The sequence below is a fragment of the Actinomycetospora sp. NBRC 106375 genome (genome assembly GCF_030269665.1).
Classification (GTDB): domain Bacteria; phylum Actinomycetota; class Actinomycetes; order Mycobacteriales; family Pseudonocardiaceae; genus Actinomycetospora.
The window spans coordinates 305,930-332,679 of record NZ_BSTS01000002.1 but is presented as its reverse complement, the minus strand read 5'-3'; the positions used below and the strand labels follow the sequence as shown (position 1 = coordinate 332,679).

Below are 26,750 nucleotides of genomic sequence, written 5' to 3'. Positions count from 1 at the left end.
GGGACGTTCGGGGCAGGGAATCGACACGACCCGCGGCGGGTTGTCAGCGATACAATTTGAAGCTTCAACAAGTCGAGGAGTGGACGATGCCCGCACTCACGGTCGCCGACCTCACCGTCCTGCCGCGCATCCCCGAGCCCGGGGGTCCCGGCGTCGCCGTCACGGAGCGGAGCGTGCGCTCGGTGACCACCGCACCGCAGGGCTACGAGGGCGAGGGCTTCCCGGTCCGGCGCGCGTTCGCGGGCGTCGACCTGGCCCTGCTCGACCCGTTCATCCACATGGACCAGATGGGCGAGGTCGAGTACGCGCCGGGGGAGCCGAAGGGCACGGCGTGGCACCCGCACCGCGGGTTCGAGACCGTCACCTACATCATCGACGGCACGTTCGAGCACGCCGACAACCACGGCGGCGGCGGGCTGATCACCAACGGCGACACCCAGTGGATGACCGCCGGCGGCGGGGTGCTGCACATCGAGCGTCCGCCGGAGGCCCTCGTCGCGTCCGGCGGGCTGTTCCACGGGCTGCAGCTGTGGGTGAACCTGCCGCGCGCCCAGAAGTGGGCCCAGCCGCGCTACCAGGACCTGCGCTCGGGCGAGGCGGCCCTGCTGAGCTCCGCCGACGCCGGGACCCTGGTGCGGGTCATCGCCGGTGACGTCGCCGGGCACGCCGGCCCCGGCTCGACCTACACCCCGATGACGATGGCGCACGCCTCCCTCGAGCCCGGTGCCCAGCTGCACCTGCCGTGGGACGTCGAGCAGAACGCGCTGGTCTACGTCCTCTCCGGCGACGGCACCGCCGGCGTCGAGCGACGCCCGATCCGCACGGGGCAGCTCGCGGTGTTCGGCCCCGGCGAGTCGCTGCGCGTCGCCGCCGACGCCGGCCAGGAGGGCCGGCACCCGAAGCTCGAGGTGGGCCTGCTGGGCGGACGCCCCATCCGCGAGCCGATCGCGTGGGGCGGGCCGTTCGTCATGAACACCACCGACGAGGTGCACGACGCCTTCCGCGACTTCCACGCCGGTCGCCTCGGCGCGATCCCCGCGGAGCGGGTCCCGCACGCCGGCGCGTCGAACGGCGTGACGACGGGCTAGCGACCCTGTCCGAGGCGGCGGCGGGTGAACTCGTCCTCGGCGTCGAGCAGGTTGCCGACCTGCTCGACGACGACGCCCTCGATCTTGCTGCCGACCATCGGCACGTTCACCGCGGCCTGCCCGTCGATCTCGGTGACCGACCCGTCGCCGTCGTCGGCGAGCCGCTGGGTGCCGGTGAGCGTCCCGGGCAGGCCGCGCACCGTCACCTCGAACGTCCCGTCGTAGCCGCCCCCGTCCCGCGGCGTCCAGGTCTCGACGCGGTCGAGCACCAGGTCGTCGCCGGTGAAACGCCGCACGACGGACGGCAGGAACTCCACGGGCACCGAGTGGCGCAGGCGCAGGCGGGCGCCCGCGCCGTCGACCGAGTGCTCGAGCAGGGCCGGGTCGTTGCCGCCCAGCTCCTTCAGGCGGGCGCGCAGGTGGTCGTCGTCGACGAGCACCGCGTAGACGTCGTCGGCGGGCGCGTCCCAGGTGGCGTGGTGGGCGATGCGGCGGGGCACGGGCGGCAGGTTACCGTCGGGTGTCGTGGCACCCGGGACGACCGCAGGGACACCGACCACCGGCACCGCCGGTCGGGACGCCGACCCCGCGGCACTGCTGGCGCCCCACACCACGCTCGGGCTCGGCGGCCCGGCGCGGCGGCTGGTGCGGGCGTCGACGGCCGACGCGGTGGTCGAGTGCGCCCGCGCGGCCGACGAGGCCGGCGAGCCGCTGCTGCTGGTCGGCGGCGGCTCGAACCTCGTCGTCGGCGACGCCGGCTTCCCCGGCACCGCGGTGGTGATCGACAACTGGGGCCACCGCGAGGTCACGCGCGACGCGGGGTCCGTCGTCGTGCACGTCGAGGCGGGCCACGACTGGGACGCCCTTGTCGCCGACACCGTCGCGGACGGGCTCGGCGGGCTCGAGTGCCTGTCCGGCATCCCGGGACGGACCGGGGCCACGCCGGTGCAGAACGTCGGCGCGTACGGCGTGGAGGTCGCCGACGTGCTCGTCGACGTCGACCTCTACGCCCGGCGCACCGGCCGCCGCGCGACGGTGCCCGCCGCCGACCTCGACCTCGGCTACCGCACGAGCAGGCTCAAGGGCGACCGCAACGTCGACGGCGAGGTCGTGCTCGGCGTGCGCTTCCGTCTGAGCACGGACGGGCTGTCCGCCCCCGTGCGCTACGCCGAGCTGGCCCGCGCCCTCGACGTCGCGCCGGGCACCCGGGTGCCGGTCGCCGCGGCCCGCGAGGCCGTGCTCGCGCTGCGCCGGGGCAAGGGCATGGTCCTCGACCCGGAGGACGCCGACAGCCGCAGCGCCGGGTCGTTCTTCACCAACCCGGTCGTGGACCCCGACACCGCGGCGGAGGTCGCGGCGCGCGCCGAGACCATGGGCGTGCCGCCCATCACCGCCTGGCCCCAGCCCGACGGCCGGGTGAAGCTCTCGGCGGCCGCGCTCATCGAGCGTTCCGGCATCCCGCGCGGCCACCCGGGCGAGCACGCCCCGGCGCGCGTCTCCACCAAGCACACGCTCGCGCTGACCCACCGCGGCGGGGGCACCACCGACGACCTGCTCGCCCTCGCCCGCGACGTCCGCGACCACGTCGACGCCGCGTTCGGCCTCCGCCTCGAGCCCGAGCCGGTGCTCGTCTCCTGCGCGCTCTGACCCTCCGACGAGACCCGGCTCACGATCACTGCGCCACCCGTGTGAGCGCCTCCGGCACCTGACAACCGTCCCGGGACGAGCCGCGTCCTGCGGTTCGGGATCGATCAGGGAGGGGTTCTCGGGTGCGGGGTCGTGTGCAGGGTGTGCTGGCCGTGGTGGTGGCGCTGATCGCCGTCGCCGGGGTCGTCGTCGGCTGTGCGTCCGCGGGCGCGGCACCCCGGTTGGACGGGACCACGTCGCCGGGCCAGTCGTCGTTCGCCGAGTCGTCCGACGGTCCGCCGGCCGTGACGACGACCGCCGTCCCCGGCCGGGCCGACGTCGACCCCGGCGGCGAGATCAGCGTCTCCGCCCCGGACGGCGCCCTGCGCGACGTGGCGCTGACCGGCGGCGACGGCCACGTCGTGGCCGGCGCGGTCTCCCCCGACGGGCACCGCTGGGCCGCGACCGAGGCGCTCGGCTACGGCAAGCGCTACACCTGGACCGGCTCGGCGGTCGGCGCGGACGGCGCCGCGACACCGGTGGCGGGCGCGTTCGGCACGGTGAGTCCGGATCGTGTCGTGCGCGCGCAGTTCGCCCAGCCCGACGACGCCACGGTGGGCGTCGCCGCGCCGATCGTCGTCCAGTTCGACGGCCCGGTGACGGACAAGGCCGCGGCCGAGCGCGCGCTGGACGTCCGGACCAGCGTCCCGACCGAGGGGTCGTGGGCCTGGCTCCCCGACGACGCCCAGGGCTCGCGCGTGCACTGGCGCCCGAAGGCCTACTGGCAGCCGGGCACCGTCGTCGACGTCACCGCGAACCTCTACGGCGTGGACCTCGGCGACGGCGCCTACGGCCGCGAGGACCTCACGAGCCACCTGACGGTCGGGCGCTCCCAGGTCGTGCGGGCGGACGTCACCAGCCACCGGATGGTCGTGATCCGCGACGGTCAGCAGGTGATGGACGTGCCGGCGAGCTACGGCCTCGGCAGCGACCCGAACCGCATCACGCGCTCGGGGACCCACGTCGTCACCGAGAAGTTCGACAACAAGCGCATGACCAGCGCGCAGTACGGCTACGACCTCGTCGAGCACTGGGCCGTGCGGATGAGCAACAACGGCGAGTTCATCCACGCGAACCCGGCGTCGGCGTCCGCGCAGGGCTCGAGCAACGTCACCCACGGCTGCGTCAACCTCTCGACGGCGGACGCCCGGGCGTACTACGACACCGCGCTCTACGGCGACCCGGTCGAGGTCACGAACTCGCCGGTCGCGCTCTCCGCGGCCGACGGCGACGTCTACGACTGGGCGGTCGACTGGGACACCTGGCGCGGGATGTCGGCGCTGCCCTGAGCCGCGCCCGCGGGCGGCTATCGGGCCGCCCTGCCACGATGGTGGCGTCGGGGACACGAGGGTCGGGGGATGTATGGGTCGGGCCCTGCGGGTCGTGCTCGCCGTGCTGAGCGGTCTGGTGCTGGTCGTGGCGGCGGCCTGCGGGTCCGGGGCGCCGACGTCGCCCGGGGCGGGCCCCGGTCCGTCCACGACGCCGGCCCCGCCTCCGGTGAACGTCGCCGTGCAGCCGGCCGCGAACGCCACCGACGTGGCGCCGCGCGCGCCGGTCGGGGCCACCACCACCGACGGCACGTTCACCGACGTCACGCTGACCGCGTCGTCGGGCGGGCCGGTCGCGGGCACGCTCTCGCCCGACCGTAAGCACTGGACGCCGGACGGCCCGCTCGCCTACGGCACGACGTACACGTGGGGCGGCACGGCGACGGCACCGGGCGGGCGCACGTCGCCCGTCACCGGGTCGTTCAGCACCATGCCGCCCGACCGCACCGTGCGGGCGACGATCAACCCCGGCGACGACCGCGAGGTCGGCGTCGCGGCGCCGATCACCATCCAGTTCGCGGCGCCGGTCGCCGACAAGGCCGCCGCCGAGCGGGCGCTGCACGTGCGCACCTCGGTGCCCACGGAGGGGTCGTGGGCCTGGCTGCCGGACCAGGACGGCGGCTCGCGCGTCCACTGGCGGCCCAAGGACTACTGGCGGGCGGGCACGCAGGTCGACGTCCGCGCCGACCTCCTCGGCGTCGCCCTCGGCGGCGGCGAGTACGGGCGCGAGGACCTCACCACCTCGTTCCGCGTCGGGCGGTCGCAGATCGTGCGGGCCGACGTGAACAGCTTCCGCATGGTCGTGATCCGCGACGGCCAGCAGGTGATGGACGTGCCGGCGAGCTACGGCCTGGACTCCGACCCGAACCGCACGACGCGCTCGGGGATCCACGTAGTGACCGAGAAGTTCGACAACAAGCGGATGGTCAGCGCGCAGTACGGCTACGACCTCATCGAGCACTGGGCGGTGCGGATGAGCAACAACGGCGAGTTCATCCACGCGAACCCCGCCTCGGCCGGCGCGCAGGGCTCCAGCAACGTCACCCACGGCTGCGTCAACCTCTCCACCCCCGACGCGATCACGTACTACAACTCCGCGATCTACGGCGATCCGGTCGAGGTCACCGGCTCCGGGGTGGACCTGGCGCCCTCCGACGGCGACATCTACGACTGGGCCATCCCCTGGGACCAGTGGCAGGGGATGTCGGCGCTCTGAGGGCTACGGGCCCTCACGCCGTGACCGCCCGGCCGAGCGCGCGGGCGACGGCGCCCACGGCGGGGTCGGGGGCCCCGGTCACGCGGCCGTCCTCCGGCCGCTGCGCGAGCAGCAGGCGGCGGGTCTCGCGCGGTTCGCCCCGGACGGCCAGCACCCGGACGTCGACACGCACGTCGGTCAGCAGGGCCGCGGGCACCGTCGTCAGGGCGAGCCCGGCCTCCACGAGACGGAGCTTCGCGAGCCAGTCGCGCACGACGTAGCGCACGTCCGCGCGCTCCCGCAGGCCCGGCCACACCCCGAGCAGGGAGTCGCCGGCGTCCGACCGGCTCGCGACCCACACCTGGTGCTCCAGCTCGGCCACCTCGACCGCGCCGCGCGCGGCGAGCGGGTGGTCGGGCCCCACCGCGACGTGCAGATCCCGCTCCTCGAGACGGGTCAGCCGCAGCGGCGGACTCTCGGCGTCGGGCGGACGGAACGGGGGCGTCTGCGCGATCAGGGCGAGATCGAGGGTCCCCGCGCGGACGGCCCGGACGAGGGCGGGCGTGGTGCCCTCGCGCACGCTGACCTCGATCCCTGCGGGCAGGCCCGCGAGCGCGGCCGGGACGACGCCGGCGAGCGCCGCGGGGAAGGCCCCGAGCCGCACCGGGCCGCTCGACGCCGACGGGTCGGCGAGCTCCGCCGCGGCCTCGTCGATCTCGTCGAGCACCCGGACCGCGCGGCGCAGGAGCATCCGGCCGGCCGCGGTGAGCAGCACGCCGTGGCGTCGGCGCTCGACCAGCGCGTGGCCGGCAGCCGCCTCGAGGGCGGCCATCTGCCGGGACACCGCCGACTGCGTGTAGCCGAGGCTCGCGCCGGCCGCCGTCAGCGACCCCGTCGCCGCCACCGCCCGCAGGACCCGGAACCCCGTCGGCGTGAGGTCTGCCATGCGCGATGAGCATGCCAGCTCTGTCGCATCGTCGCTTCTCGCATGGCTGGTGTCGACCTAGCGTCGAGGGATGACGACGTCACGGACCGCCCTCGTCACAGGAGCCACCCAGGGCCTGGGGCTCGCCCTCGCCGCCGGTCTCGCCGCCCGGCTCGAGCCGTCGGACCGCGTGCTGCTCACGGGACGCGACGCCGGGCGCGTCGAGGCCGCCGTGGCGGCGCTCCCGGCCCGGCGGGCCCGGGTCGAGGGCCGGGTCCTCGACGTCCGCGACCCCGCCGCGATCACCGACCTGGCCGGCGACCTGGGCGAGGTCGACGTCGTCCTCTCCAACGCGACGTCCCGGATGAGCCCCGAGCAGGACCCCGCCGAGGAGGTCGACGCCGTCGTCGAGACGAACAACCTCGCGACGAGCCGGGTCCTGCGGGCGTTCGGCCCGCGCCTGCGGCCGGGCGGGCGCCTGGTCGTCGTCGCGAGCGCGCTCGGCACGCTCGACAAGCTGGACGTCCGCGTGCGGGAGCGCTTCGCGGCCGCGGCGCGCGGGTCGCTCGAGGACGTCGACGCCCTCGTCGCGGACTGGCGGGCCGCCGTCCACGCGGGCCGGGCCGTCGAGGAGGGGTTCGGCACCTGGCTCAACATCCCGTCCAAGGTCGCGCAGGTCGCGGCCGTGCGGGCCGTCGCGTCCGCCCGGCGGGCCGAGGACCTCCGGGCGGGCCGCCTGGTCGTCGCCCTGTGCCCGGGCCTCATCGACACCGCGGCCTCCCGGCCCTGGTTCGCCGACATGAGCAGCGCGCAGACCCCGGACCAGGCCGCGGCCTGGCCGCTCGACCTGGTGCTCGGGGACGAGGTGGCGCCCTTCTACGGCGAGCTCGTCCAGTTCGGCCGGGTGCTGCCGTGGGAGACCGGGATCCCGGTGCCCCACCGGGCGGTGTCGTAGGAGGGGCTCACGTCTCCCGGTGGAAGCGCATGCCCGTGGCCTGGGCGCGGGGCTTGAGGACGATGGTGTCGAGGTTGACGTGCGAGGGCCTGCTCATCGCGAACGCCACCACCTCGGCGACGTCGCCGGCCGTCAGCGGCTCGATGCCCTGGTAGACCTTGGCCGCGCGCTCCTCGTCGCCGCCGAAGCGCACCAGCGAGAACTCGGTCTCGACCGCACCCGGCGCGATCTCGGTGACGCGCACCGGCTGCCCGAGCAGCTCGCCGCGCAGCGTGCGGTGCAGGGCGCCCTCCGCGTGCTTGGCGGCGGTGTAGCCCGAGCCGCCGTCGTAGACCTCGAGCCCGGCGATCGAGGTGATCGTCACGACGTGCCCGTCGCCCGAGTCGATCAGCATCGGCAGCAGGCCCTTCGTGACGCGCAGGGTGCCGAGGACGTTGGACTCCCACATCCAGCGCCACTTGTCCTCGTCGGCCTCCATGACGGTCTCGGTGCCCTTGGCGCCGCCGGCGTTGTTGACCAGACCCCGCAGGGGCTGCCCGCCGCGCACCAGGTCGCCGACCCCGGCGACGAACGCCGCGACGGAGTCCGGGTCGGTGACGTCGAGCGTCAGCGCGGTCCCGCCCACCTCGGCGGCGACCTCCTCCAGGCGGTCCGCGCGGCGCGCACCGAGGACGGGGTGCCAGCCGTCGGCGGCGAGGGCGCGCGCGGACGCGGCGCCGATGCCCGAACTGGCACCGGTGACGACGACGAGGGGACGGTCGGTACCGGTCTGCGGCTCGCTCACACCGCGGCACCCTAGGACCCGATCGTCGATGTTCGCCCGGGCCTCACGGCCCCTGCGCACCTAAGGTGGCGGTGTGACCCCGGCGGCGACGACGGCGACGGCAACAGCGGCCACCCGTTCCCGGGGCCCCGAACCCGTCATCCGTCCGCATCCCGGGCAGCTCCGCCGGGTCGCGGTCATCTCCCTGCACACCTCGCCCCTGGCCCAGCCCGGCACCGGCGACGCGGGCGGGATGAACGTCTACGTGGTCGAGACCGCGCGGCGCATGGCCCAGCGCGGGGTTCAGGTCGAGATCTTCACGCGCGCGACGTCGTCGGACCTGCCGCCGGTCGCCGAACTGGCCCCCGGCGTGCTGGTCCGGCACGTCACCGCCGGCCCCTACGGCGGCCTGGGCAAGGAGGACCTCCCGAGCCAGCTGTGCGCGTTCACGGCCGGGGTCCTGCGCGACGAGGCTCGGCACGAGCCCGGGTGGTACGACGTCGTGCACAGCCACTACTGGCTCTCCGGCCAGGTGGGCTGGCTGGTCCGCGACCGCTGGGGCGTCCCGCTGGTGCACACCGCGCACACGCTGGCGAAGGTCAAGAACGCGTCGCTCGCCGAGGGCGACCGCCCGGAACCCCTGGGCCGGGTCGTGGGCGAGGAGCAGGTGGCCGCGGTCGCCGACCGGCTCGTCACCTCCACCCAGGCCGAGGCCGACGACCTCGTCGGCGCCTACGGGGCCGACCCCGAGCGCATCCGCACGATCGCCCCGGGGGTCGACCTGCGGACGTTCACGCCGTCGCGCGACCGGGACGCCGCCCGCGCCGCCCTCGGGATCGCGCCGGACGCCGTGACGCTGGCGTTCGTCGGGCGCATCCAGCCGCTCAAGGCCCCGGACGTCCTGCTGCGGGCCGCCGCCACCATGGTCGCGCGCCGCCCGGAGCTGCGGGCGCGGCTCGCCGTGCTGGTCGTGGGCGGCCCGTCGGGCACGGGGCTGGCCGCGCCGGAGTCGCTCGTGTCGCTGGCGCGGGAGCTGGGTATCGCCGATCTCGTGCGCTTCCTGCCGCCCCGTGCCGGCGACGAGCTCGCGGAGGTCTACCGGGCCGCCGACGTGGTCGCCGTCCCCAGCCACTCCGAGTCCTTCGGCCTCGTCGCCCTCGAGGCGCAGGCCTGCGGCACCCCCGTGGTGGCCGCCGCCGTGGGCGGGCTGCCCACGGCGGTCGCCCACGAGCGGTCGGGCCTGCTCGTCGACGACCACGACCCCGCCCACTGGGCCGACGCACTCGCCCGCGTGGGCCTCGACCAGGCCGAGCGCCAGCGGTTCGCGGCGGGCGCCGTCGAGCACGCGACGATGTTCTCCTGGGAGCGCACCGCCGATGCGCTGCTCGCCACCTACGCCGAGGCCGCACGCTCCCTGGCCCGCGCCCGCGCGGCGGAGGTGGCGGTGTGAGCCAGGACGCGGAGCGATCAGGGGAGCACGCCGACAGGGGAGCCGGACCCGTGTCGCAGCCCGACCTCGACGAGCTCGAGAAGGTCCTGGTCGCCGCGCTCGACGAGCGCGAGCTGACCTACCTGCGACGCGGGCCGGGACGGCTCTTCGTCACCCTGCCCGGCACGAAGAAGCTCGCCACGCACTGCTGGCTGGTGCTCACGCCGCACGCGCTGCTCGTCGAGGCGTTCGTCTGCCGGCACGCGGACGAGAACCTCGCGGAGGTCTACCGCTTCCTGCTGCAGCGCAACGCCCGGCTCTACGGCGTGCACTACACGATCGACCGCGCCGGCGACATCCACCTCGTCGGCCGGATCGCGCTCCACGCGATCACCGACGAGGAGATCGACCGCATCCTCGGGCAGGTGCTCGAGGCGGCCGACGGCGACTTCAACACCCTGCTCGAGCTCGGCTTCGCCACGTCGATCCGCCGCGAGTGGGCCTGGCGGGAGTCGCGCGGGGAGTCGCTGGCGAACCTGTCGGCGTTCGCGCACCTGGTCGAGGACGACCGGGGGAATCAGGAGCCCTGAGATGTGGGCCGCGCCGCCGGCGTGGGACGGGGGGCATCCGACGCCGGCGGCGGGCGTTCTGCGGGGCGCTCGCGCAGAGTGGTCGAGCCGTCGGTTCTCCTACGTCGCGATCAGCCACAACGACGCAAGCGCCCACTGTCCCACCACGCAACAGACAGAACAAGGCGTCGCAATACGGCCGAACGGGTGACCCCTGGTCGACCTCCCCCATCCGCATCGAATCAGGCGCGGGCTCGTACCGGCAGGTAGGTTGACCACGATCGAACCCGGCCTCGGCGCGACGAGGAGTGCCATCCATGATCGTTCGTAGCCCGTACGACGACATCGACGTCCCCGACGTGGGTCTGCCCGAGTTCCTCTTCGGCGACCTGGGGGACGCGGCCGATCGGGTGGCGATCATCGACGGGCCGTCGGGGCGGCAGATGACCTTCGGGGAGCTGGCGCAGGCCGTGGACCGCTTCGCGGCGGCGCTCGGCGAGCGCGGCCTCGGCCGGGGCGACGTCATCGCCCTCTTCGCGCCGAACACCCCGTACTACCCGGTGGTGTTCCACGGCGCGCTCGCCGCAGGCGTCGCGGTCTCGACGGTCAACGCGCTGTACACCCCCGACGAGCTCGCCTTCCAGCTGCGCGACTCGGGCGCGAAGATGCTCGTCACGATCTCGCCGTTCCTCGACCGCGCCCGCGCCGCGCTGCGGGAGGAGGGACTCGCGGTCGCCGAGGTCGTGCTCCTCGACGACGCCCGCGACGAGGCGTCGACGCCGATGCCGGAGAACGCGCTGGCGGACCTGCTGACCACCACCGCCGAGCGCCCGGGCGTCACGGTCACCGGCGACGACGTCGCCGCGCTGCCCTACTCGTCGGGCACCACCGGCCGCGCCAAGGGCGTCGTGCTGACCCACCGGAACCTCGTGGCCAACCTGCTGCAGGTCCAGGCCATGGGCACGCACGTCACGGCCGACTCCAAGATCCTGGCCGTCCTGCCGTTCTTCCACATCTACGGCATGACCTGCATGATGAACCAGGGCATCCACGCCCGGGCCGCGGTCGTCACGATGCCGCGGTTCGATCTCGCCGAGTTCCTGCGGATCATCTCCGAGCACCGCGTCGACCGCGTCTACATCGCGCCGCCGATCGCCGTGGCCCTGGCCAAGCACCCGATGGTCGACCAGTACGACATCGACTGCGTCGACATCGTCTTCTCCGGCGCCGCGGCCCTCGACGCCGAGCTCGGCCAGTCCGTGGCCCGCCGCCTGAACTGCACGGTGCTGCAGGGCTACGGCATGACCGAGCTCAGCCCCGTCAGCCACTGCATGCCCGACGACCGGCCGGACATGGACCTCGGCTCGATCGGCGTCGCCATCCCCAACGTCGAGTGCAAGCTCGTCGACCCCGACACCGGGGACGAGGGTGTCGAGCGCGGCGAGCTGTGGGTGCGCGGACCCAACGTCATGCGCGAGTACCTCAACAACGCCGAGGCCACCGCGTCGACCCTCGACGGCGACGGCTTCCTGCACACCGGCGACGTCGCCACGGTCACCGACGAGGGGATCTTCTACATCGTCGACCGGGTCAAGGAGCTCATCAAGTACAAGGGCTATCAGGTCCCGCCCGCCGAGCTCGAGGCGCTGCTGCTGACCAACGAGGCGATCGCGGACGCCGCGGTGATCGGGGTCAAGGACGCCGAGGGCGAGGAGATCCCCAAGGCCTTCGTCGTACGGCAGCAGGGCGCCGACCTCTCGGGCGACGACGTCATGTCGTTCGTCGCCGAGCGCATCGCCCCGCACAAGAAGGTCCGCGTCGTCGAGTTCATCGACGAGATCCCGAAGTCCGCCTCCGGCAAGATCCTGCGCAAGGACCTGCGGGCGCGCGAGAGCGCGCCGGCCTGAACGGGTCCTTCCCCTGGGGTTGTTGAGTGGTGCACCATCTGGTCGTGCACCGCGGTCGCGCCGCGATCGTGTGCTGAGCGGGTTGATCACGCAGCCCCTCTGCCCTCCGTCCCGCCGACGGTTGTCCAGGGGTAGCCGATGTCGACCGAACGCGATCTCCTGAGCGCCCTCCTGGACGATCCGCCCGAGGCGCCGACGGGGTTCTCCGAGTGGTTGCGCGACCAGGACCTCGGAGACCTCGCCGCCGTGGCGCGCACCGCGCGCCTGTCCGGCGACTCCTTCGGTCGCCACCTCCGCTCCCACGCCGGACGGTGGTGACCCGGCCGGGCGACCCGCGGCCCCCGAGTGCGGATACGTCATTCATCGTCCGGGCAGCGCACATCTTGTGCGCTTGACGAGAAGCTGTCCGTAGGAGGACCGTTTCGGCGGGCCGCGAGCTGCGCCTCGCGCCCGGCGCGGCCGCGTGCGGTCGGCAGCCCGGGCCCCGTCGGTCACCCTCCCCCCGCGTGACCGACGGGGCGTCGGCTCTCCCCTGGCCCGCTCGTACCGTGGGGACCGTGGTGCGTTCGATGGCCCCCGGCGTCGCGCTGCTCGCCGCGCTCGGGACCGGTGCAGCGATGCTGCTGGCGGGCAGCGGCGTCGTCACCTTCGTCGTCACCGCGGTGCTCGCCGCGGTGCAGGTGGCGCTCCTGGCACGCGTCCGCGACGTCGCCGTGCCTTTCCAGCGGTTCCTGCTCGCGTGGTCGGGCCAGGCCGGGCTGACCTACGCCGTGGCGGGCGACCCGACAGTCGAGTCGGCCCTCGTGTTCCTGGGGGTCGGGCTCGTGTTCGCCGCCGTCGTGCTCGGCGGCCTGGCGCTGATGAGTCGGCTCGACGGGGCGGACGACGTGTCGATCCCGGACGACGAGCTGGGCGACGAGTGGGACGACGGGCCGGACGACGGGCCGGACGACGGGCCGGACGACGGGCCGGGCGACGGGCCGGGCGACGGGCCGGGCGACGGGCGGAACGGCGGGCCGGGCGACGGGCGGGACGACGAGTCGGTGGCCGGGTACGGCCCCCGGCCGGGTGGCGAGACGGTGGCCGGGCACGACCGTCGTCCGGGTGACGCGTCCGCTGGCGGGAACGCCGTCGCGCCGGGCGTCGAGGACGGCAACGGGCCGAGCGACGCGGCGGGGTCCGCGTCGCCGACGTCGGCCGAGACGCGACGCGGCGGCACCCAGCCGCTGCCCGTCGCGGACGGGGACTGACGCAGCGTCAGAGGGCGGCGGCGCCCGCGGACGCCGTCTCGTACTCGTCGTGGCGGCGCCACCAGACGTACGGGTCCGACTGCGGGGTGCCGGCCGGCGAGTCCTCCCACGCCTCCTGGCGCCCGAACGGCGTGATGTCGAGGAACGACCAGACGCTGCCGAGCTTCTCGGTGCCCCGGCCGTCGATCATGTAGGTGCGGTAGACGTCGTCGCCGTCCCTCAGGAACACGTTGAGCGCGAACCCTCCGCCGAGGCCCAGGTCGTCGTAGAGGTCGCTCCCGACCGACGAGTACCAGGGCACGGACCAGCCCATGCGCGCGCGATAGGGCAGGGTCTCGGCCAGCGGGCCCGAGCTGATCACGGCCCGGGTCACGTCGCGGGCGTTGAGGTGCGCAGCGTGGCCGAACTGGTCGACGAACATCGAGCAGCCCTCGCACGGCTGCTCGGCGTCGGACCACATGAACTTGTACGCGATGAGCTGACGGCGACTCTCGAACACGTCGACGAGCCGCGTCGGGCCCTCGACACCCTCGACGACGTAGTCCTTCTCGAGCTTCACCATCGGCATCCGTCGCCGTGCCGCGGCGAGGGCATCGTTCGCGCGGGTGGCCTCCTTCTCGCGCACGAGCAGCTCCTGACGGGCCTGGTCCCACTCGGGGGCGGTGACGACGGGGCGATCGGCGAGGTCCATCGTCCGATCCTAGAGTTGTATCGCCTGATTCTGTCAAGGAATCGTGGATGGTTGCTCGCGCTGGAGCAGGCCTGCCCGCCGCCCGGACGAGGATCGGCCTCGGCGTCGCCGGCGGTTGTCCACACCCCCTCCATCCATCCACAGCTGACGAACCGGTTCTCGCAGGTCACGGCGTCACCGCCCTACCGTGGAACCCGTGACGACGACGGTGGCGAACCCGCAGCGAGCCGGCGGTCCAGCTCCTGCCGGGCCGCTCCCGCTGCTCGCCGACCTCACGGGTTCGGAGGCCGTCGCCGCCCTGCAGGAGGCGTCGCGCGAGGCCAACCGTCAGGCCGCGTGGGTCCTGCGCCTGACCCACGAGGTGGCCCGCAGCATCGGCGCGAGCACGACCGCCCGGGCCGACGAGACCGACGAGTTCGGCGCCGACGAGGTCCGCGCGGCGCTCGTGCTCTCCCGTGCGGGCGCGCGCAAGCGGGTCGAGCTGGCCGAGCGCTTGGTGGAGCGTCTCCCCGAGGTGCTCGCGGTGCTCGAGGCGGGCCTGATCGACGAGCCGCGCGCCCGCGCCTTCGCCGACTCCCTGGCCGATGCCGACGACCATCTCGCCCACCGTGTGTGCGCGCGGGTGCTTCCCGAGGCGCCCGATCTCGTCCTCGGAGCGCTCATCGCGCGCATCGAGAAGGTGCTGCTCGCCCTCGATCCCGAGTGGGCCGCCCGTCGCGAGGAGGCCGCGCGCCTGCGGCGCCGCCTGCGGGCCTGGCGCAACCCGTCGGGCACCGGCTCCTTCGCCGGCTACGACCTCCCGCTCGATCGCGTCGTCCGCGGCACGTCCCGCTTCGAGGCCATCGCGGCGGCCGCCCGCCGTGCCGGCGCCCGGGCCGGCATCGAGGCCCTGCGCGCCGACGCCGTGGTGGGCGTGTACGACGGCACCTTCGCGGGCCTCGACGACGACGAGATCATCCTGGCCCTCGTCGAGCAGCACGCCGGCGACCCGTCGGGGCCCGCCGACCCTGCGGGGAAGGGCGAGGCCGACGAGCCGGTCGACGACTCCGAATCGGCTCGGGATGTCGAGCCCGTGGCGGACGCGGAGCCCGCGCAGCATGCGCACACCGCCGAGCCCGCTCAGGATGTCGAGCCCGCCGAGGATGTCGGGCCCGCCGAGGATGTCGGGCCCGCCGAGGATGTCGGGCCCGCCGAGGATGTCGAGCCCGCCCAGGATGTCGAGCCCGCCCAGGATGTCGAGCCCGGGGAGCCCGGGGAGCCCGGGGAGCCCGGGGAGCCCGGGGGGGACGCCAACGGCGACGACTCAGGAGCCGGTGCCTGCGCAGCCGGGGCCGGCTGCGAGCCGCCGGAGCGACCGAGGGCCGCGCTGCGGAACGGCACCGTCGAGGTGCGGGGCTCGCTGATCACGTTGCTCGGCGCGTCCGGGCATCCGGGCGAGGTCGTGGGCTGGGGCCCGGTCCACCCGGGGCAGTTCCGCGCGATGGTGGCGGCGCGCGGTCGGGCGGAGTGGCGGGTCGTGGTGGTGGACGACGCCGGACACCTGCTCTTCGTCGACCTCACCCGTCGACGGCCCGGCCACATCGCCGCCGACGGTCGGGGCGACATCGTCGAGGTGTGGGTCGCGGAGTCCGAGCTCGCCGGTCTCGCCGAACTGGCGCGCGAGCTCGCGCCCGCCTGGCTCCCGCTCTGCCACGACATCGTCGCGCGCCACCGAGCGTGGGGGTACGCCGGTCGACCGGTGCCCGGCGGCGACGCGTTGCGTCGGTTCCCGCGGTCGGCTCTCGCGCGGTGGGTGGCCGTCCGCGACCGCTACTGCGTGGGGCCCGGGTGCGCGTGCTCCGCGGAGGCGGCGGACCTCGACCACACGCTCGACCATGCGTACGGCGGTGTGACGGTCGACGCGAATCTCGACCCGGTCTGCCGGCACGACCATCGCCTCAAGCACGAGGGCGGTTGGGTGCTCCGTCAGGTCGCGCCGGGTCGCTTCGTGTGGACGACTCGCTGCGGACAGGTGATCCCGGTACCGAAGCGACCGGTCCGGCGCGAGCTCCCGCCGCCCTGCCCGCGTCCGGACGGTCGCCCGCGGGAGGCGCCGCTCGACCTCGAGCCCCTCGCCGCCGACGAGGGCGATCCGACGGGCCGCACCTCGAGCGCGTGGATTCACGGCACCTTCCCTCCGTGGGTGCCGAACCCGGACCCGCCCGTGGACCCGATCTCCGATAGCCGCTCGGACCCGGCAGCGCCCACGCTCCCGGCATCCGTCGAGCGGGATGACGAGCCCCCGTACTGACCCGGCTCGCCCCGACGGCGTACCCGTCTCCGTGCCCGTCTCTGTCTCCGTCTCTGTGCCCGTCTCTGTGTCTGTGGCCGAGGCCGTGGGCTGTCGGTCGGGCTGGCTACGGTCGGCGCATGAGCGACACGGGGGACGGCGCGGCAGCGGGGAGCGAGCCCGACGAAGGTCTCGGGCTGGACGAGGTGCTGCTCGCGCTGCGACGGGACCTCGTCGCGGCGCGGGGCCGGCGCGGCGAGGGCTACGGCCTCGGGGTACGGGAGGTCGAAATCGAGCTCGCGGTGGAGGTCCGCCGGCGCCGCGAGGCCGGGGGGTCGGTGGGGGCGAAGTGGTTCGTCCTCTCCGGCGACGCGTCAGCCCGGGGCGAGCGGGAGAGCACCGATACGCACCGGATCCGGCTCACCCTCGGCCCGGTGCTCCCCGACGCGGACGCCGGGCACGAGGTCCTAGACCCGCAGGCCGGGACGGGCGCCGAGACCGCCGCGGGCGTCGTGGGCCCGGCGATCGCGGAGGCGCCCCCGGAGAGCACCGGCCGCTGAGCCGCCGGCCTCGTCCCGGCTACCGAGGGCGTGCCTCGCCTCGCGTACCAACGGCCGGTTCCGTCCCGCTCACCGCCCGCCGGCGTCGTCCCGCTCACCGCCCGCCCGGACGTCCCGTGCGGTAGTGACGGGGGTCGGACAGGCGCAGGTCGCGACGGGTGCCGTGGTCCGGCCCGATGCGGTGGGCGAGGCGCCCGCCGTGCAGGGCGACGAGGCCTTCCTGCAGGGGTTCGTGGTGGGTCGACGCGGTGGCGTCGACGAGGGCCTCGCCGACGACGTCGGGACGTGCCTCGCGGCGGGCGGCGCGGTCGACGGCCTCGACGACCCAGAGGTGTTCGGGGAGCGCGGCGAGGCGATAGAGGTCGGCGAGCGCCGGGTGGACGCCGCGGGCGGTGAGGCCTTCGAGGAAGTCGTCGCTGCGGACGACGTAGGTGCGGAAGGTCAGCTCGCCCGCCGCGGCGGCGCGGGCCACGGGTTCGTCGTCGTCGGCGCGCCGCAGGTAGCCGGCGAACCACAGGCGTCCGGCGGCCTCGGCGCGCTCGGCGGTCACGTAGACGGCAGGCAGCAGGGGCAGGATCGCGGTCTGCCACGGCCGGTGGGCGTCCTCGGGCTCGGCGAACGGGTCGGCGACCTCGAGGTAGGGGCCGCGGGCGTCGTCGTGGCGCCACAGGGTCACGCGGCGGTCGTCGGCGGCGTCGCGCCGGTGCGCCACGACGACCCAGGCGTGGCTCGCCGAGATGACGATCGGCGGGAGCTGGCTGTTGACGTAGCGGCACAGCACGGCGCGCAGGGACAGCCGCCCGGCCTGCGGGTCGGCCCGGCGCCCGGGTCCGCCGTCGCCGCCGGCCGGTTCGGCGACCGTGTCCGCCGCGGCGTCCTCCTCGGGCGTGGACGGCAGGTGCATGAGCCCCGGGGAGAGGCCGAGGCGGGTGGCGCCGGCGAGCATCTGCTGCACCGAGAGGCCCTCGCTGGGGATCTGGCGGCCGACGATGACGCCGCCGAGCGTGGCGTCGTGGACCTCGGCGGTGAGGCGACGGGGCAGGTCGTGGGCGAGGTGCGCGTGGCGCAGGACCATCCACAGGGTCGCGTGGGCGCAGCGCAGGTACTCGGCGTCCTGGCTGAGGAACGGCATCGCCGTGATCGACAGCGGGGTGCCGAAGAGCGACACCCGCTCGGTGGCGTCGCACCGGATGGCGCCGTCGAGGCCGGGCGGCGGCGCGAGCATGGTGCGGCCGACCGGGGTGGAGGGCAGCGGGCGCAGCACCACGTACCCGCGGTAGGCCTCGGGGCGCAGCCGCGAGAGGTCGGCGGGGACGTCGTCGGTGAACAGGTGCCAGCGGTGGCACACCGAGGGGCGGCGGCGGAAGAGCCGCCCGTGGAAGGCGCCGTGCTCGCTGCGCCAGTCGGGGTCGAGGTGGCGCTGCTCGACGACGACGCTGCGCACGCCGTGCTCCCGGGCGATGGCGACGATGCGGTCGAGGGGACGGCTCTCGGCGCCGCCGGCGTAGAAGTCGACGAGCTCCTCCCACGCACCGGGCACCGTGACGTCGTAGACCGCGCCCGCCGAGTCGTCGGGCGACCAGGCCAGGAAGGACCACGTCACGGGCGGACCCCGGCCGGGACCTCAGTGCAGGCGGACGCCCTCGGTGTCGACCTCGGCGCGGAGCTCGGCGTCGCGGACGCGGTCGAGGTCCGCGCGGTAGCGGCGCTGGAGGGCGGGATCGTCGAGGTGGAGGCGGGCGGCGAGGTCGTCCGCCGGCTCGCCGGGCTCGTGGATGCGCGTGCGTCCCGTGCGGGCCGGTCCGTCGGCCGTGCCGTGCGCCATGGCGTCTCCCCGGTGGTGCCGTCGCCCCCCAGGCTACCGGGCGCGGGGGGCGGCGAGGAGGTCAGCGACCGGCGGGCACCGAGCACGCGGCCACCGTAGCCGCGCCCTCCGACACCGACACCGACACCGACACCGGCGCGCCGGTCGCGTCGTCGCGGGTGCGGGCCAGCACGATCCCCGCGCCGGCCGTCGCGAGGAGCACGACGGGAGCGACGTACGGGAACGCGGCCGACACCGTGTCGCCGAGCAGCCACGCGCCCAGCAGGGAAGGCGGGACGACCTCGGCCGCGACGACGATGGCCGTCACGGTGGTGACCGCGCGCTCGCGCAGCGCGGCGGCCCAGGCGAGGCCGCCGACCGCGCCGCCGGCGGCGGCGATGACGAGCGCGGGGTCGGTCAGCGCGTCGAGCCCCGACGTGGTGTCGACGAGGCGCACCGCCAGCGAGCAGACCGCGAACCCGAGCCCGGAGACGACCGCCAGCGCGGTGCCGCGGCGGGACGCGGTGCCGAGGAGGGCCGCGACGCCGCCGGCGAGGGCGAGCACGAGCGCGGAGGCCGCGAGGGCGACCTCGAGGGCCCCGGTGTCGGTCGGAGTCCCGGTGTCACCGGAGAGGAGACCGAGGACGCTCAGCCCGCCGACGACCACGCCGACCGCGAGCACGCCCCCGCGCCCCAGCCGTGTCCCGAGCCACCGGCGCGCGGCGAGGGCGGTGACGACGAGGCTGCCGGTGACCGCGCCCTGCGCCACCGCCATCGACACCGTGTGCAGCGCGAGGACGTGGGCGGCGAAGCCGACGGCCTCCCCGGCGAGCCCGAGCAGGAACAGCGGGCGCACCAGCAGGGTCGCGAGCGGACCCGCGTGCCGGGCGGCGGCCACGCCCTGGGCCAGCGAGCCCAGCCCGAGCGTGACCGCGGACAGCACGACCCACAGCACTCCGACGACCATGCTCTCCACGGTGACCGTCCGGCCTGTGTGGGAGCTGGGTGGGGGATGGGTCGTCGACGAGCCCGGCGAGCGAAGGACGCCCTCGCTGCGTCACAGGCAGCGAGGGCGTCCCTCGGACGGTCCGCGCGCCGACGGTCCGAAGCCCCGAGCGGTCGGCGCGCGCTCAGTTCCCGAGCGCGGCGTCCAGGGTGATCGTGGTGCCGGCCAGGGCCTTGGACACCGGGCAGGTCTTCTCGGCGGTCGAGGCCAGCTCCTTGAACTTCGCGTCGTCGAGGCCGTCGACGTCGGCGCGCAGGGTGATCGCGATGCCGCTGATCTCGAAGCCGCCGCCCTTGGCGGGCGAGAGGGTGACCTCGGCGCTGACGTCGATCGAGTCCGCGGTGAGGCCTTCGCCGCCGAGCACGCCGGAGAGGTTCATGGCCAGGCACGACGAGTGCGCCGCGGCGATGAGCTCCTCGGGGCTGGTCTGGCCGTTCGGGTCCTCGGCGCGGGTCGGGAACGAGACGTTGAACTGGCCCGCGTTGGACGAGTCCAGGGTCACCTGACCCTTCCCGTCCTGCAGGCCGCCTTCCCAGTGGGTGGTCGCGTCGCGGCTCGGCATCGTCGCCTCCTGGTGAGGGTGGAGTGGGTTCAACTGGCGGACGACGCGCCGTCGACACCGCGGTACACGACGGTCGAGGCGGTGATCGTCCGGAGGAGCACGATGAGCTCGTGGCGCGCGCGGTCGTCGAGACCGAGCGCGCACCCGATCGTGCGGGGGACGTGGCTCACGCGGGCGCGCAGGTCGCGACCGGCGTCGGTGAGGTGCACCGTCACGGTCCGCTCGTCGTGCGGAGCCCGGCGCCTCTCGACGAACCCGGCGCCCTCCAGCCGCTTGAGCAGCGGCGAGACGGTGCCGTAGTCGAGCGCGAGCGCGGCACCGACGTCCCGGACCGTCCGCGGCTCGGACTCCCAGAGGGTCAGGAGCACGAGGTACTGCGGGTAGGTCAGGCCCAGCTCGGCGAGCAGGGGCCGGTAGACGTCGGTGACCGCGCGGGACGCCGAGTAGAGCGCGAAGCAGGCCTGCTCGGAGAGGAGCAGGTCGTCCTCCGCGCCGCCGTCGTCCGTGCTCACGTCCGGAAAACTAGCGCACGATCACATCGCGCACAATTTATCGCTGGACCCGCTTGCGGCCCGTCACCTTGTTGTAGATCACCAGCAGGATGATCGCGAAGACGACCGACCCGATCCAGCCGACCGGGTTGGACAGCGTGATCCGTCCGGTGAACAGGGAGAACACGAGGCCACCGACGACCGAGCCGAGGATGCCGAGACCGATGGTCGCGAGGAGCCCGATGTTGTCCTTGCCGGGGACCAGCGCGCGGGCGATGAAGCCGACGATCAGTCCGAACAGGATCCACCCGAGGATGGTGAAGATGATCATTGAAGCGAGCTCCGTTCGAGGCGTTCGTGCCGTGCAGCCGCCACGTTCCCCCGGATTCGCCTTCTCAACCAGTCCCCACGCGCGTTCGAGCGAGGTTCATCGTCCGGCCACGGCGCCGAGGGTCCCCGTGCGGGCCACGTCGGCGCCCGGCGTCAGCTCGACGAGATCGAACACGCGCATCGACGCCGCGCGGCCGGCCGAGCACGTCAGCGGCGTCGGCGAGGCGACCCAGCGCTCGCGCACGACGACCGTGACCGGTCCGCGGGCGGCGCCGCCGTCGAGGGTGACCTCGGTCAGGCCCGGCTCGCGGACCTCGACACCGAGCACGCGCAGCGCGTCGATGCCGGGCTCCTGGAGGGCCAGCCGGGCGTGGTGCTGGGCGGCCTGGGCGGGCGGGGTGAGGAACGAGCGTCCCCGCACCCAGACCGTGTCGACCTCACCGGCCTCGTAGCGCTCGGCCACCGCGACGGCCTCGGTGGCGGGCACGCGGCCGAGCACCAGGCCGTGGGGCAGCAGCACGACGTTCGCGGCGAAGCGGTCGCCGCCGGTGTGGGTCGTCTCCCAGGTGCGCTCGGGGTACGCGGCGGCGAGCTCCGCGGCGACCGGGCGCCCGCGCATCGCGCAGCAGGCGTCGTGCCGGCCGTGGGCGCAGACGAGGTAGACCGGCTCGGACGACGGCGTCGTCACGGCCTCGACGTCGGCCAGGGCGGCCGGGAGCGCGGCCGGGGACTCGACGCGGCCCCACCGCACGGACTCGGCGCCCGGCGTGGTGTCGACGACGGCGAAGCGGCCGCGGTCGGCGGTCGGCTCGCCGCGCGAGCGGCTGCGCCGGATGAGCTGGAACCGGCCGCCGCGTGCCCGGCAGAACGCGCCGATCGCGTCGACGACCTCGGGCGGGAACCCCGCGTCGCCCAGCGCCTGGGGACCCCACGGGCCGGGGTGCTCGACGAGCAGCCAGCACCGGGCGGGCGGAGCGGTCGCGACGAACGGGTCGTCGCGCTCGCGCGCGGCGTCAGAGCACCGGAAGCCCGCGTCCGTCGGCGGCGAGGTCATCTCCCCGTCATACCCGGCCGGGGCCGGACGGGACACCCGACGGGCGTCACACCGGCAGCAGCACGCCCTCGCGCAGCAGGCGCCGCACGACGACGGCGCCGTCGTCCGCGTCCAGCCCGGGCAGCTCCCCCGCGCGGGCGGGCCGGCCGTCGAGCAGGCGCTCGCAGGCGGCGCGTGTGCCGGCCGGGAGGGTGACGGTGCGGTCGGCCAGCTCGAGCACGACGGGGTCGCCGTCGCCGCCCGGGCGCAGGCGGTGGTGCAGGCCGCGGCGGCGCCGCACGGCGGTGTCGTCGTCGGCGGACGAGGCGGCCGCGGCCTGGGCGAGCGGGGCGAGCGCCTCGGGGCGGTTGCCCGTCCACGCCCGCCGGCGCAGCCGCCGCGCGACGCGGTCCGTGCGATCGGGGTCGGGTGCGGCGAGGGTCTCGGCGAGGCGGGCCGCGACGGCCTCGACGTGCGGGGCCAGCGCGGCCGGGTCGGCGGCGTCGATCCCCAGCGGCAGCGAGCCGCGCAGCTCCGGGTCGCCGGTCAGGGCGTTGACGAGCGCGTCCACCACCGCCCAGCGGGTCAGCACGTGGACGCCGATCGTCAGGTGCGCGCTGACCTCGCCCTGGGCGGTCGCCGAGTGCAGGTAGCCGCGCGGCAGGTAGAGGGCGTCGCCGGGCTCGAGGACCTCGTCGATCAGCGGCTCCTCGGCGGCGCGCTCGGCCACGGCGTCGGCGCGGTCGTTCCAGGGCTGGGAGCGCAGCGGGTCGGGGTGCACGGGAGCGTGCACGTGCCAGCGCTTGGTGCCGGCGACCTGCAGCACGAAGACGTCGTGCACGTCGTAGTGCGCGGAGAACCCCTGGGACGACGCCGGGGTGACGTAGGCGTTGGTCTGCGCCGGGTGGCCGAGCTCCGCGGCGAGGTCGGTGACGAGGTCCGCGACCGGCGCCCACGTCCGGTGCACGCCCTGCAGCACGACCGTGTGGCCGTCCGCGAAGAGCGCGGCGACGCGGTCGTCCTGGACCTGGTCGGCGACCTCGGCGCCGACGCCGCCCTCGCCGGTGAAGTGGCGCGAGTCGACGACCGTGCCCTGCTTCGCGATCCGCAGGAACGGGGTGCGGAGCCCCCGCCGGCTCAGCAGCTCGTCGACGGCGGCCAGGTCGAAGAGGTCGCCGAACGCCGGCGGGTGGTCGGCGTCCGCGTGCTCGGCCAGGTCCGCGGCCCGGGAGAGGCGCGCCTCGCGTCCCCAGGCGGCCGCGGCGAACTCGTCGAGATCACCGGCGACGAGGCGCCGCAGCGCCGGGCGGGGAGCCCGCCCGGCGCCGCGGCCGTGATCGTCCTCCGGTGACCCGCCGGCCTCGGGAGTCCCGGCTGCGGGAGTCCCGGGGGTCCCGGCCTCGAGGGCCTCGGCCCCCGCGACCCCGGTCCTGGGCGTCACCGTCGTCATCGGGGCTCAGGCGCTCCCGTCGGCACCGCCGTCGGCGCCGCCGTCCGCGCCGCCGTCGGCACCACGGCCGCGCGCGCCGCCGTCGGCCGGGCCGTGCCCGGCGCCGCCGTCGGCACCGCCGTCCGCGCCACCGTCGCCCCCGGCACCGCCGTCGGCACCGCCGTCGGCACCGCCGTCGGCGCCGCCGCCACGGGCCCCGCCGTCGGCCGGGCCGTGGCTCGCGCCGCCGTCGGCGCCGCCGTCCGCACCGCCGTCGGCACCACCGTCGGCGCCGCCCCCGCGGGCGCCGCCGTCGGCGGCGCCGTCCGCACCACCGTCCGCACCACCGTCGGAGCCGCCACCGGAGGCACCGCCGTCGGCCGGGCCGTGCCCGCTCGTGGTCATGTCGTCGTCGTCCACAGCAATCCTCCGTCGTCGTCGACCCGGGCCGCGTGGCTGCGCCCGCGCCCGGCGTGATGGTGGTCTCGGCAGCAGCCTGCTCCGATGCGCAAGGCCGTACCCGGCGGGGGGTGATCTCACGCGCTCGGTGCCCCGGTGGCGTGGTGCCGCACCACCGCCGCTGGCAGGGTCTGCAGGCCATGAGTCCGGAGGGAACCGTCGGCACGCTCGTGCTCCTGCGCCACGGCCAGAGCGACTGGAACGAGAAGAACCTGTTCACCGGGTGGGTGGACGTCGCGCTGTCGCCGAAGGGTGAGCAGGAGGCCCACCGCGGCGGCCAGCTGCTCGCCGAGGCGGGCCTGCTGCCCGACGTCCTGCACACCTCCCTGCTGCGCCGGGCGATCAACACCGCCAACCTCGCCCTCGACGTCTGCGACCGCCACTGGATCCCGGTGCGCCGCGACTGGCGGCTGAACGAGCGGCACTACGGGGCCCTCCAGGGCAAGGACAAGAAGCAGACGATGGAGGAGTACGGCGAGGAGCAGTTCCAGATCTGGCGCCGCTCGTACGACACCCCGCCGCCCCCGATCGACCCCGACGACGAGTACGCGCAGACCGGCGACCCGCGCTACGCCGACCTCGGCGACGCGCTGCCGCGTACCGAGTGCCTCGCGGACGTCCTCGAGCGCCTGCTCCCGTACTGGCACGCCGCCGTCGTCCCGGATCTGCGCGCCGGCCACACCGTCCTCGTCGCGGCGCACGGCAACTCGCTGCGGGCCGTCGTGAAGCACCTCGACGGCGTCGACGACCAGACGATCGCGGGCCTCAACATCCCCACCGGGATCCCGCTGCGCTACGACCTCGAGACCACCGCCGACGGCGATCTGCGGCCGACCGATCCGGGCGGCACCTACCTCGATCCCGACGCGGCGCAGGACGCGATCGCCGCGGTCGCGAACCAGGGCCGGTAGGCCGCCCCGCCGCGGAGCCACCCAGGATGGGTGAACGGCGGGAGAACAGCAGGCCAACCCTGTCCCCCGAGGGCGTTGGACTGCTCACGCGGACACCACGGGAAGGGTCGTCGCGGCCCTACCATCGGCAGATGTGACCGTCCCCGTGCTGGTGACCGTCGTCGTGGCCCTCGCGGCCGCGGCGCTCGGTGCCGTCGCCGGGGCCGCCGGCGTGCGCTGGAAGCGCGACGAGGTCCGGCGGGTCCGGGCCAGCGGCCCCACCGTGGCGGAGCTCCTCGCCCGGCTCGTCCGCCGCTCCCACGCGGGCATCGCGGTGGTCAACCGCTTCGGCGACGTCGTGCTCTCCAACGAGCACGCCGAGGCCCTCGGCGCCGTCGTCGACGCCCGGCCCGACCCGCGGCTCGTCGCGGCCGCCGAGCAGGTCGCCGGTGGCGCCGACGCGACCGAGGTCGACCTGTCGCCGCGGTCGCACCCGCCCGGCTCGACGCCGCAGACGATCGTCGCGCAGGTCCGCCCGCTCGGGGACGGCTTCGTCGTCGTCGAGGCGACCGACACCTCGGCCGCGGTGCGGCTCGAGGCGGTGCGCCGCGACTTCGTCGCGAACGTCGGCCACGAGCTCAAGACCCCGGTCGGGGCGCTCGCCGTGCTCGCCGAGGCGGTGCTGGACGCCGACGACCCCGACGAGGTCGCCCACTTCGCCACCCGCATCCTCAACGAGTCCCACCGGCTCGGGGCGTTGGTCACGGAGCTCATCGCGCTCTCCCGGCTGCAGGGCGCCGACCGACTGCCCGAGCTGGTGCGCGTCGACGTCGACGAGGTGCTGGGCGAGGCCCTCCAGCGGGTGCGGGTGCCGGCCGAGGCCGCCGCGAGCACCACGGAGGACGCCGCCGACCCCCGCGAGCGCTTCCTGCTCGACGCGTCGAGCGGGCTCGAGGTCGCGGGCGACCGCACCCTGCTCATCACCGCCCTGGCCAACCTGCTCGAGAACGCCCTGGCCTACTCGCCCGAGGGCGCGCCGGTGTCCGTGCGGCGCCGCCGGCAGGGCGACCGCATCGAGATCTCCGTGACCGACCGCGGCATCGGCATCGCTCCCGAGCACCAGCAGCGGGTGTTCGAGCGGTTCTTCCGCGTCGACCCCGCCCGCTCGCGCGCCACCGGCGGCACCGGGCTGGGGCTCGCGATCGTCAAGCACGTCGCGGCCAACCACGGCGGCGAGGTGCGGCTGTGGAGCCAGGTCGGGGTGGGCTCCACGTTCACCCTGCGGGTGCCGGCCGCTCCCGCCGACGACACCGACGCCGACCTGGACGGGCTCGACGCCGATCTGGCCCTCACCGCCGCGGGATCCGGTCCGGACCCGTCCACCCACGGAGGTTCACCGTGACCCGCGTGCTCATCGTCGAGGACGAGGAGTCCTTCGCCGACCCGCTGGCCTACCTGCTGCGCAAGGAGGGCTTCGAGACCTCCGTCGCCGGCACCGGTGCGGCCGCGCTCGACGACTTCGAGCGCCACGGCGCCGACATCGTCCTGCTCGACCTCATGCTCCCCGGCATGAGCGGCACCGACGTCTGCAAGGCGCTGCGCCAGCGCTCGTCCGTGCCGGTGATCATGGTGACGGCCCGGGACGCGGAGATCGACAAGGTCGTGGGGCTCGAGCTCGGCGCCGACGACTACGTCACCAAGCCCTATTCCGCGCGTGAGCTGATCGCGCGGGTGCGGGCGGTCCTGCGCCGCGGCCAGGACGCCGACGGCGAGGGCGCCGCCCCGAGCACCGGCGAGCGCCAGCTGCTCGAGGCCGGCCCCATCCGGATGGACGTCGACCGCCACGTGGTCACCGTCGACGCGGGCGGTCGCCACGCCGAGGTGCCGCTCCCGCTCAAGGAGTTCGACCTCCTGGAGTACCTCATGCGGAACGTCGGACGCGTGCTCACGCGCGCCCAGCTCATCGACCGCGTCTGGGGGGCGGACTACGTCGGCGACACCAAGACGCTCGACGTCCACGTCAAGCGACTGCGGGCGAAGCTGGAGCCCGACCCCTCCGCTCCCCGGCATCTGGTCACCGTGCGGGGACTGGGGTACAAGCTCGATGCGTGACGATCGGTAGAGTCCGGCC

At 75.1% G+C, this 26,750-nt stretch carries 28 protein-coding genes; 15 read left to right on the top strand and 13 right to left on the bottom strand.

Translation table 11 applies throughout. The features are described 5' to 3' along the window. The first annotated feature begins 86 nt into the window (after positions 1-86). Positions 87-1,088, top strand: coding sequence for a pirin family protein (locus tag QSK03_RS05110; protein ID WP_285648939.1), 1,002 nt, complete (start codon positions 87-89; stop codon positions 1,086-1,088). Here QSK03_RS05110 and QSK03_RS05105 read toward each other — a convergent pair. Beyond that, entirely contained in the window at positions 1,085-1,588 is a 504-nt protein-coding gene (locus QSK03_RS05105) for a DUF2505 domain-containing protein (protein ID WP_285648937.1), read from the bottom strand. The genes QSK03_RS05110 and QSK03_RS05105 overlap by 4 nt on opposite strands. A 25-nt stretch (positions 1,589-1,613) precedes the next feature. Between QSK03_RS05105 and QSK03_RS05100 the strand changes: the two genes are divergently transcribed. The 3 genes from QSK03_RS05100 to QSK03_RS05090 all read left to right on the top strand — a co-directional run bounded on the left by QSK03_RS05100 (position 1,614) and on the right by QSK03_RS05090 (position 5,318). After that, positions 1,614-2,735, top strand: a complete 1,122-nt coding sequence (locus QSK03_RS05100) for a UDP-N-acetylmuramate dehydrogenase (protein ID WP_285648935.1) — start codon at positions 1,614-1,616, stop codon at positions 2,733-2,735. A gap of 122 nt (positions 2,736-2,857) precedes the next feature. After that, a complete protein-coding gene (locus QSK03_RS05095) occupies positions 2,858-4,063 on the top strand; it encodes a L,D-transpeptidase (RefSeq protein ID WP_285648933.1) in 1,206 nt (401 codons plus the stop codon). A gap of 73 nt (positions 4,064-4,136) precedes the next feature. After that, positions 4,137-5,318 (top strand): L,D-transpeptidase, encoded by a 1,182-nt coding sequence (locus QSK03_RS05090; protein WP_285648930.1) that lies wholly within the window; start codon positions 4,137-4,139, stop codon positions 5,316-5,318. Between the two features lie 13 nt (positions 5,319-5,331). On the opposite strand, the gene QSK03_RS05085 is transcribed toward QSK03_RS05090, so the two are convergent. Then, a complete protein-coding gene (locus QSK03_RS05085) occupies positions 5,332-6,243 on the bottom strand; it encodes a LysR family transcriptional regulator (RefSeq protein WP_285648928.1) in 912 nt (303 codons plus the stop codon). A 70-nt stretch (positions 6,244-6,313) separates the two neighbouring features. Between QSK03_RS05085 and QSK03_RS05080 the strand changes: the two genes are divergently transcribed. Continuing rightward, complete coding sequence (locus tag QSK03_RS05080; RefSeq protein ID WP_285648926.1) at positions 6,314-7,177, top strand: SDR family NAD(P)-dependent oxidoreductase; 864 nt, start codon at positions 6,314-6,316, stop codon at positions 7,175-7,177. 7 nt (positions 7,178-7,184) lie between these two features. Here the strand turns inward: QSK03_RS05080 and QSK03_RS05075 are convergent, their stop codons facing one another. After that, entirely contained in the window at positions 7,185-7,961 is a 777-nt protein-coding gene (locus QSK03_RS05075; RefSeq protein WP_285648923.1) for an SDR family NAD(P)-dependent oxidoreductase, read from the bottom strand. Positions 7,962-8,100: 139 nt separating this feature from the next. On the opposite strand from QSK03_RS05075, the gene mshA reads away from it, so the two are divergent. From mshA to QSK03_RS05050, 5 genes are all read left to right on the top strand, one after another. Then, complete coding sequence (gene mshA / locus QSK03_RS05070; protein WP_285649261.1) at positions 8,101-9,390, top strand: D-inositol-3-phosphate glycosyltransferase; 1,290 nt, start codon at positions 8,101-8,103, stop codon at positions 9,388-9,390. A 50-nt stretch (positions 9,391-9,440) separates the two neighbouring features. After that, entirely contained in the window at positions 9,441-9,959 is a 519-nt protein-coding gene (locus tag QSK03_RS05065; protein ID WP_285648921.1) for a type III secretion system chaperone family protein, read from the top strand. A gap of 296 nt (positions 9,960-10,255) precedes the next feature. Further along, complete coding sequence (locus QSK03_RS05060) at positions 10,256-11,845, top strand: AMP-binding protein (protein ID WP_285648919.1); 1,590 nt, start codon at positions 10,256-10,258, stop codon at positions 11,843-11,845. 138 nt (positions 11,846-11,983) lie between these two features. Beyond that, a complete protein-coding gene (locus QSK03_RS05055) occupies positions 11,984-12,163 on the top strand; it encodes a hypothetical protein (RefSeq protein ID WP_285648917.1) in 180 nt (59 codons plus the stop codon). A 239-nt stretch (positions 12,164-12,402) separates the two neighbouring features. Continuing rightward, entirely contained in the window at positions 12,403-13,095 is a 693-nt protein-coding gene (locus tag QSK03_RS05050) for a hypothetical protein (RefSeq protein ID WP_285648915.1), read from the top strand. 7 nt (positions 13,096-13,102) lie between these two features. On the opposite strand, the gene QSK03_RS05045 is transcribed toward QSK03_RS05050, so the two are convergent. Next, positions 13,103-13,786 carry a DUF899 domain-containing protein gene (locus QSK03_RS05045; RefSeq protein WP_285648914.1) on the bottom strand — a complete coding sequence of 228 codons (684 nt, stop codon included), beginning with the start codon at positions 13,784-13,786 and terminating at the stop codon, positions 13,103-13,105. A 196-nt stretch (positions 13,787-13,982) separates the two neighbouring features. On the opposite strand from QSK03_RS05045, the gene QSK03_RS05040 reads away from it, so the two are divergent. Both QSK03_RS05040 and QSK03_RS05035 read left to right on the top strand, forming a co-directional pair. Then, the gene (locus QSK03_RS05040) at positions 13,983-16,076 is read left to right on the top strand and encodes an HNH endonuclease signature motif containing protein (RefSeq protein WP_285648913.1); all 2,094 of its coding nucleotides are present in this window, start codon (positions 13,983-13,985) and stop codon (positions 16,074-16,076) included. A gap of 119 nt (positions 16,077-16,195) precedes the next feature. Further along, entirely contained in the window at positions 16,196-16,615 is a 420-nt protein-coding gene (locus QSK03_RS05035) for a trypco2 family protein (protein WP_285648912.1), read from the top strand. A 94-nt stretch (positions 16,616-16,709) separates the two neighbouring features. Here the strand turns inward: QSK03_RS05035 and QSK03_RS05030 are convergent, their stop codons facing one another. From QSK03_RS05030 to QSK03_RS04990, 9 genes are all read right to left on the bottom strand, one after another. After that, on the bottom strand, positions 16,710-18,218 hold the full coding sequence (locus tag QSK03_RS05030; RefSeq protein ID WP_285648910.1) for a hypothetical protein: 1,509 nt from the start codon (positions 18,216-18,218) through the stop codon (positions 16,710-16,712). A gap of 21 nt (positions 18,219-18,239) precedes the next feature. Beyond that, positions 18,240-18,440 carry a hypothetical protein gene (locus QSK03_RS05025; protein ID WP_285648908.1) on the bottom strand — a complete coding sequence of 67 codons (201 nt, stop codon included), beginning with the start codon at positions 18,438-18,440 and terminating at the stop codon, positions 18,240-18,242. 61 nt (positions 18,441-18,501) lie between these two features. Continuing rightward, the gene (locus QSK03_RS05020; RefSeq protein ID WP_285648906.1) at positions 18,502-19,386 is read right to left on the bottom strand and encodes a hypothetical protein; all 885 of its coding nucleotides are present in this window, start codon (positions 19,384-19,386) and stop codon (positions 18,502-18,504) included. A 163-nt stretch (positions 19,387-19,549) separates the two neighbouring features. Further along, on the bottom strand, positions 19,550-19,987 hold the full coding sequence (locus tag QSK03_RS05015; RefSeq protein WP_285648904.1) for an OsmC family protein: 438 nt from the start codon (positions 19,985-19,987) through the stop codon (positions 19,550-19,552). 29 nt (positions 19,988-20,016) lie between these two features. Then, positions 20,017-20,499, bottom strand: coding sequence for a MarR family winged helix-turn-helix transcriptional regulator (locus QSK03_RS05010; protein ID WP_285648903.1), 483 nt, complete (start codon positions 20,497-20,499; stop codon positions 20,017-20,019). A 37-nt stretch (positions 20,500-20,536) separates the two neighbouring features. Continuing rightward, entirely contained in the window at positions 20,537-20,806 is a 270-nt protein-coding gene (locus QSK03_RS05005) for a GlsB/YeaQ/YmgE family stress response membrane protein (RefSeq protein ID WP_285649259.1), read from the bottom strand. Between the two features lie 99 nt (positions 20,807-20,905). Next, a complete protein-coding gene (locus QSK03_RS05000) occupies positions 20,906-21,862 on the bottom strand; it encodes a ferredoxin family protein (RefSeq protein WP_285648901.1) in 957 nt (318 codons plus the stop codon). 46 nt (positions 21,863-21,908) lie between these two features. Further along, entirely contained in the window at positions 21,909-23,282 is a 1,374-nt protein-coding gene (locus QSK03_RS04995) for a cupin domain-containing protein (protein ID WP_285648899.1), read from the bottom strand. Between the two features lie 15 nt (positions 23,283-23,297). Continuing rightward, positions 23,298-23,690 carry a hypothetical protein gene (locus QSK03_RS04990; protein WP_285648897.1) on the bottom strand — a complete coding sequence of 131 codons (393 nt, stop codon included), beginning with the start codon at positions 23,688-23,690 and terminating at the stop codon, positions 23,298-23,300. A gap of 179 nt (positions 23,691-23,869) precedes the next feature. Here QSK03_RS04990 and QSK03_RS04985 point away from each other — a divergent pair, with 179 nt between their 5' ends. The 3 genes from QSK03_RS04985 (at position 23,870) to QSK03_RS04975 (ending at position 26,731) form a co-directional block, all read left to right on the top strand. Continuing rightward, the gene (locus QSK03_RS04985; RefSeq protein ID WP_285648895.1) at positions 23,870-24,640 is read left to right on the top strand and encodes a phosphoglyceromutase; all 771 of its coding nucleotides are present in this window, start codon (positions 23,870-23,872) and stop codon (positions 24,638-24,640) included. 133 nt (positions 24,641-24,773) lie between these two features. Continuing rightward, on the top strand, positions 24,774-26,021 hold the full coding sequence (locus QSK03_RS04980) for a sensor histidine kinase (RefSeq protein ID WP_285648893.1): 1,248 nt from the start codon (positions 24,774-24,776) through the stop codon (positions 26,019-26,021). After that, positions 26,018-26,731, top strand: coding sequence for a winged helix-turn-helix domain-containing protein (locus QSK03_RS04975; RefSeq protein WP_285648891.1), 714 nt, complete (start codon positions 26,018-26,020; stop codon positions 26,729-26,731). Before QSK03_RS04980 ends, QSK03_RS04975 begins: the two co-directional genes overlap by 4 nt. The last annotated feature ends 19 nt before the right edge of the window (positions 26,732-26,750 follow it).

What these genes read in the sequence shown, in the direction of transcription:
- QSK03_RS05110 (WP_285648939.1), top strand. Translation starts at nt 87, where the DNA reads ATGCCCGCACTCACGGTCGCCGACCTCACCGTCCTGCCGCGCATCCCC.
- QSK03_RS05090 (WP_285648930.1), top strand. Translation starts at nt 4,137, where the DNA reads ATGGGTCGGGCCCTGCGGGTCGTGCTCGCCGTGCTGAGCGGTCTGGTG.
- QSK03_RS05085 (WP_285648928.1), bottom strand. Translation starts at nt 6,243, where the DNA reads ATGGCAGACCTCACGCCGACGGGGTTCCGGGTCCTGCGGGCGGTGGCG.
- QSK03_RS05080 (WP_285648926.1), top strand. Translation starts at nt 6,314, where the DNA reads ATGACGACGTCACGGACCGCCCTCGTCACAGGAGCCACCCAGGGCCTG.
- QSK03_RS05060 (WP_285648919.1), top strand. Translation starts at nt 10,256, where the DNA reads ATGATCGTTCGTAGCCCGTACGACGACATCGACGTCCCCGACGTGGGT.
- QSK03_RS05055 (WP_285648917.1), top strand. Translation starts at nt 11,984, where the DNA reads ATGTCGACCGAACGCGATCTCCTGAGCGCCCTCCTGGACGATCCGCCC.
- QSK03_RS05045 (WP_285648914.1), bottom strand. Translation starts at nt 13,786, where the DNA reads ATGGACCTCGCCGATCGCCCCGTCGTCACCGCCCCCGAGTGGGACCAG.
- QSK03_RS05035 (WP_285648912.1), top strand. Translation starts at nt 16,196, where the DNA reads ATGAGCGACACGGGGGACGGCGCGGCAGCGGGGAGCGAGCCCGACGAA.
- QSK03_RS05025 (WP_285648908.1), bottom strand. Translation starts at nt 18,440, where the DNA reads ATGGCGCACGGCACGGCCGACGGACCGGCCCGCACGGGACGCACGCGC.
- QSK03_RS05020 (WP_285648906.1), bottom strand. Translation starts at nt 19,386, where the DNA reads ATGGTCGTCGGAGTGCTGTGGGTCGTGCTGTCCGCGGTCACGCTCGGG.
- QSK03_RS05015 (WP_285648904.1), bottom strand. Translation starts at nt 19,987, where the DNA reads ATGCCGAGCCGCGACGCGACCACCCACTGGGAAGGCGGCCTGCAGGAC.
- QSK03_RS05000 (WP_285648901.1), bottom strand. Translation starts at nt 21,862, where the DNA reads ATGACCTCGCCGCCGACGGACGCGGGCTTCCGGTGCTCTGACGCCGCG.
- QSK03_RS04985 (WP_285648895.1), top strand. Translation starts at nt 23,870, where the DNA reads ATGAGTCCGGAGGGAACCGTCGGCACGCTCGTGCTCCTGCGCCACGGC.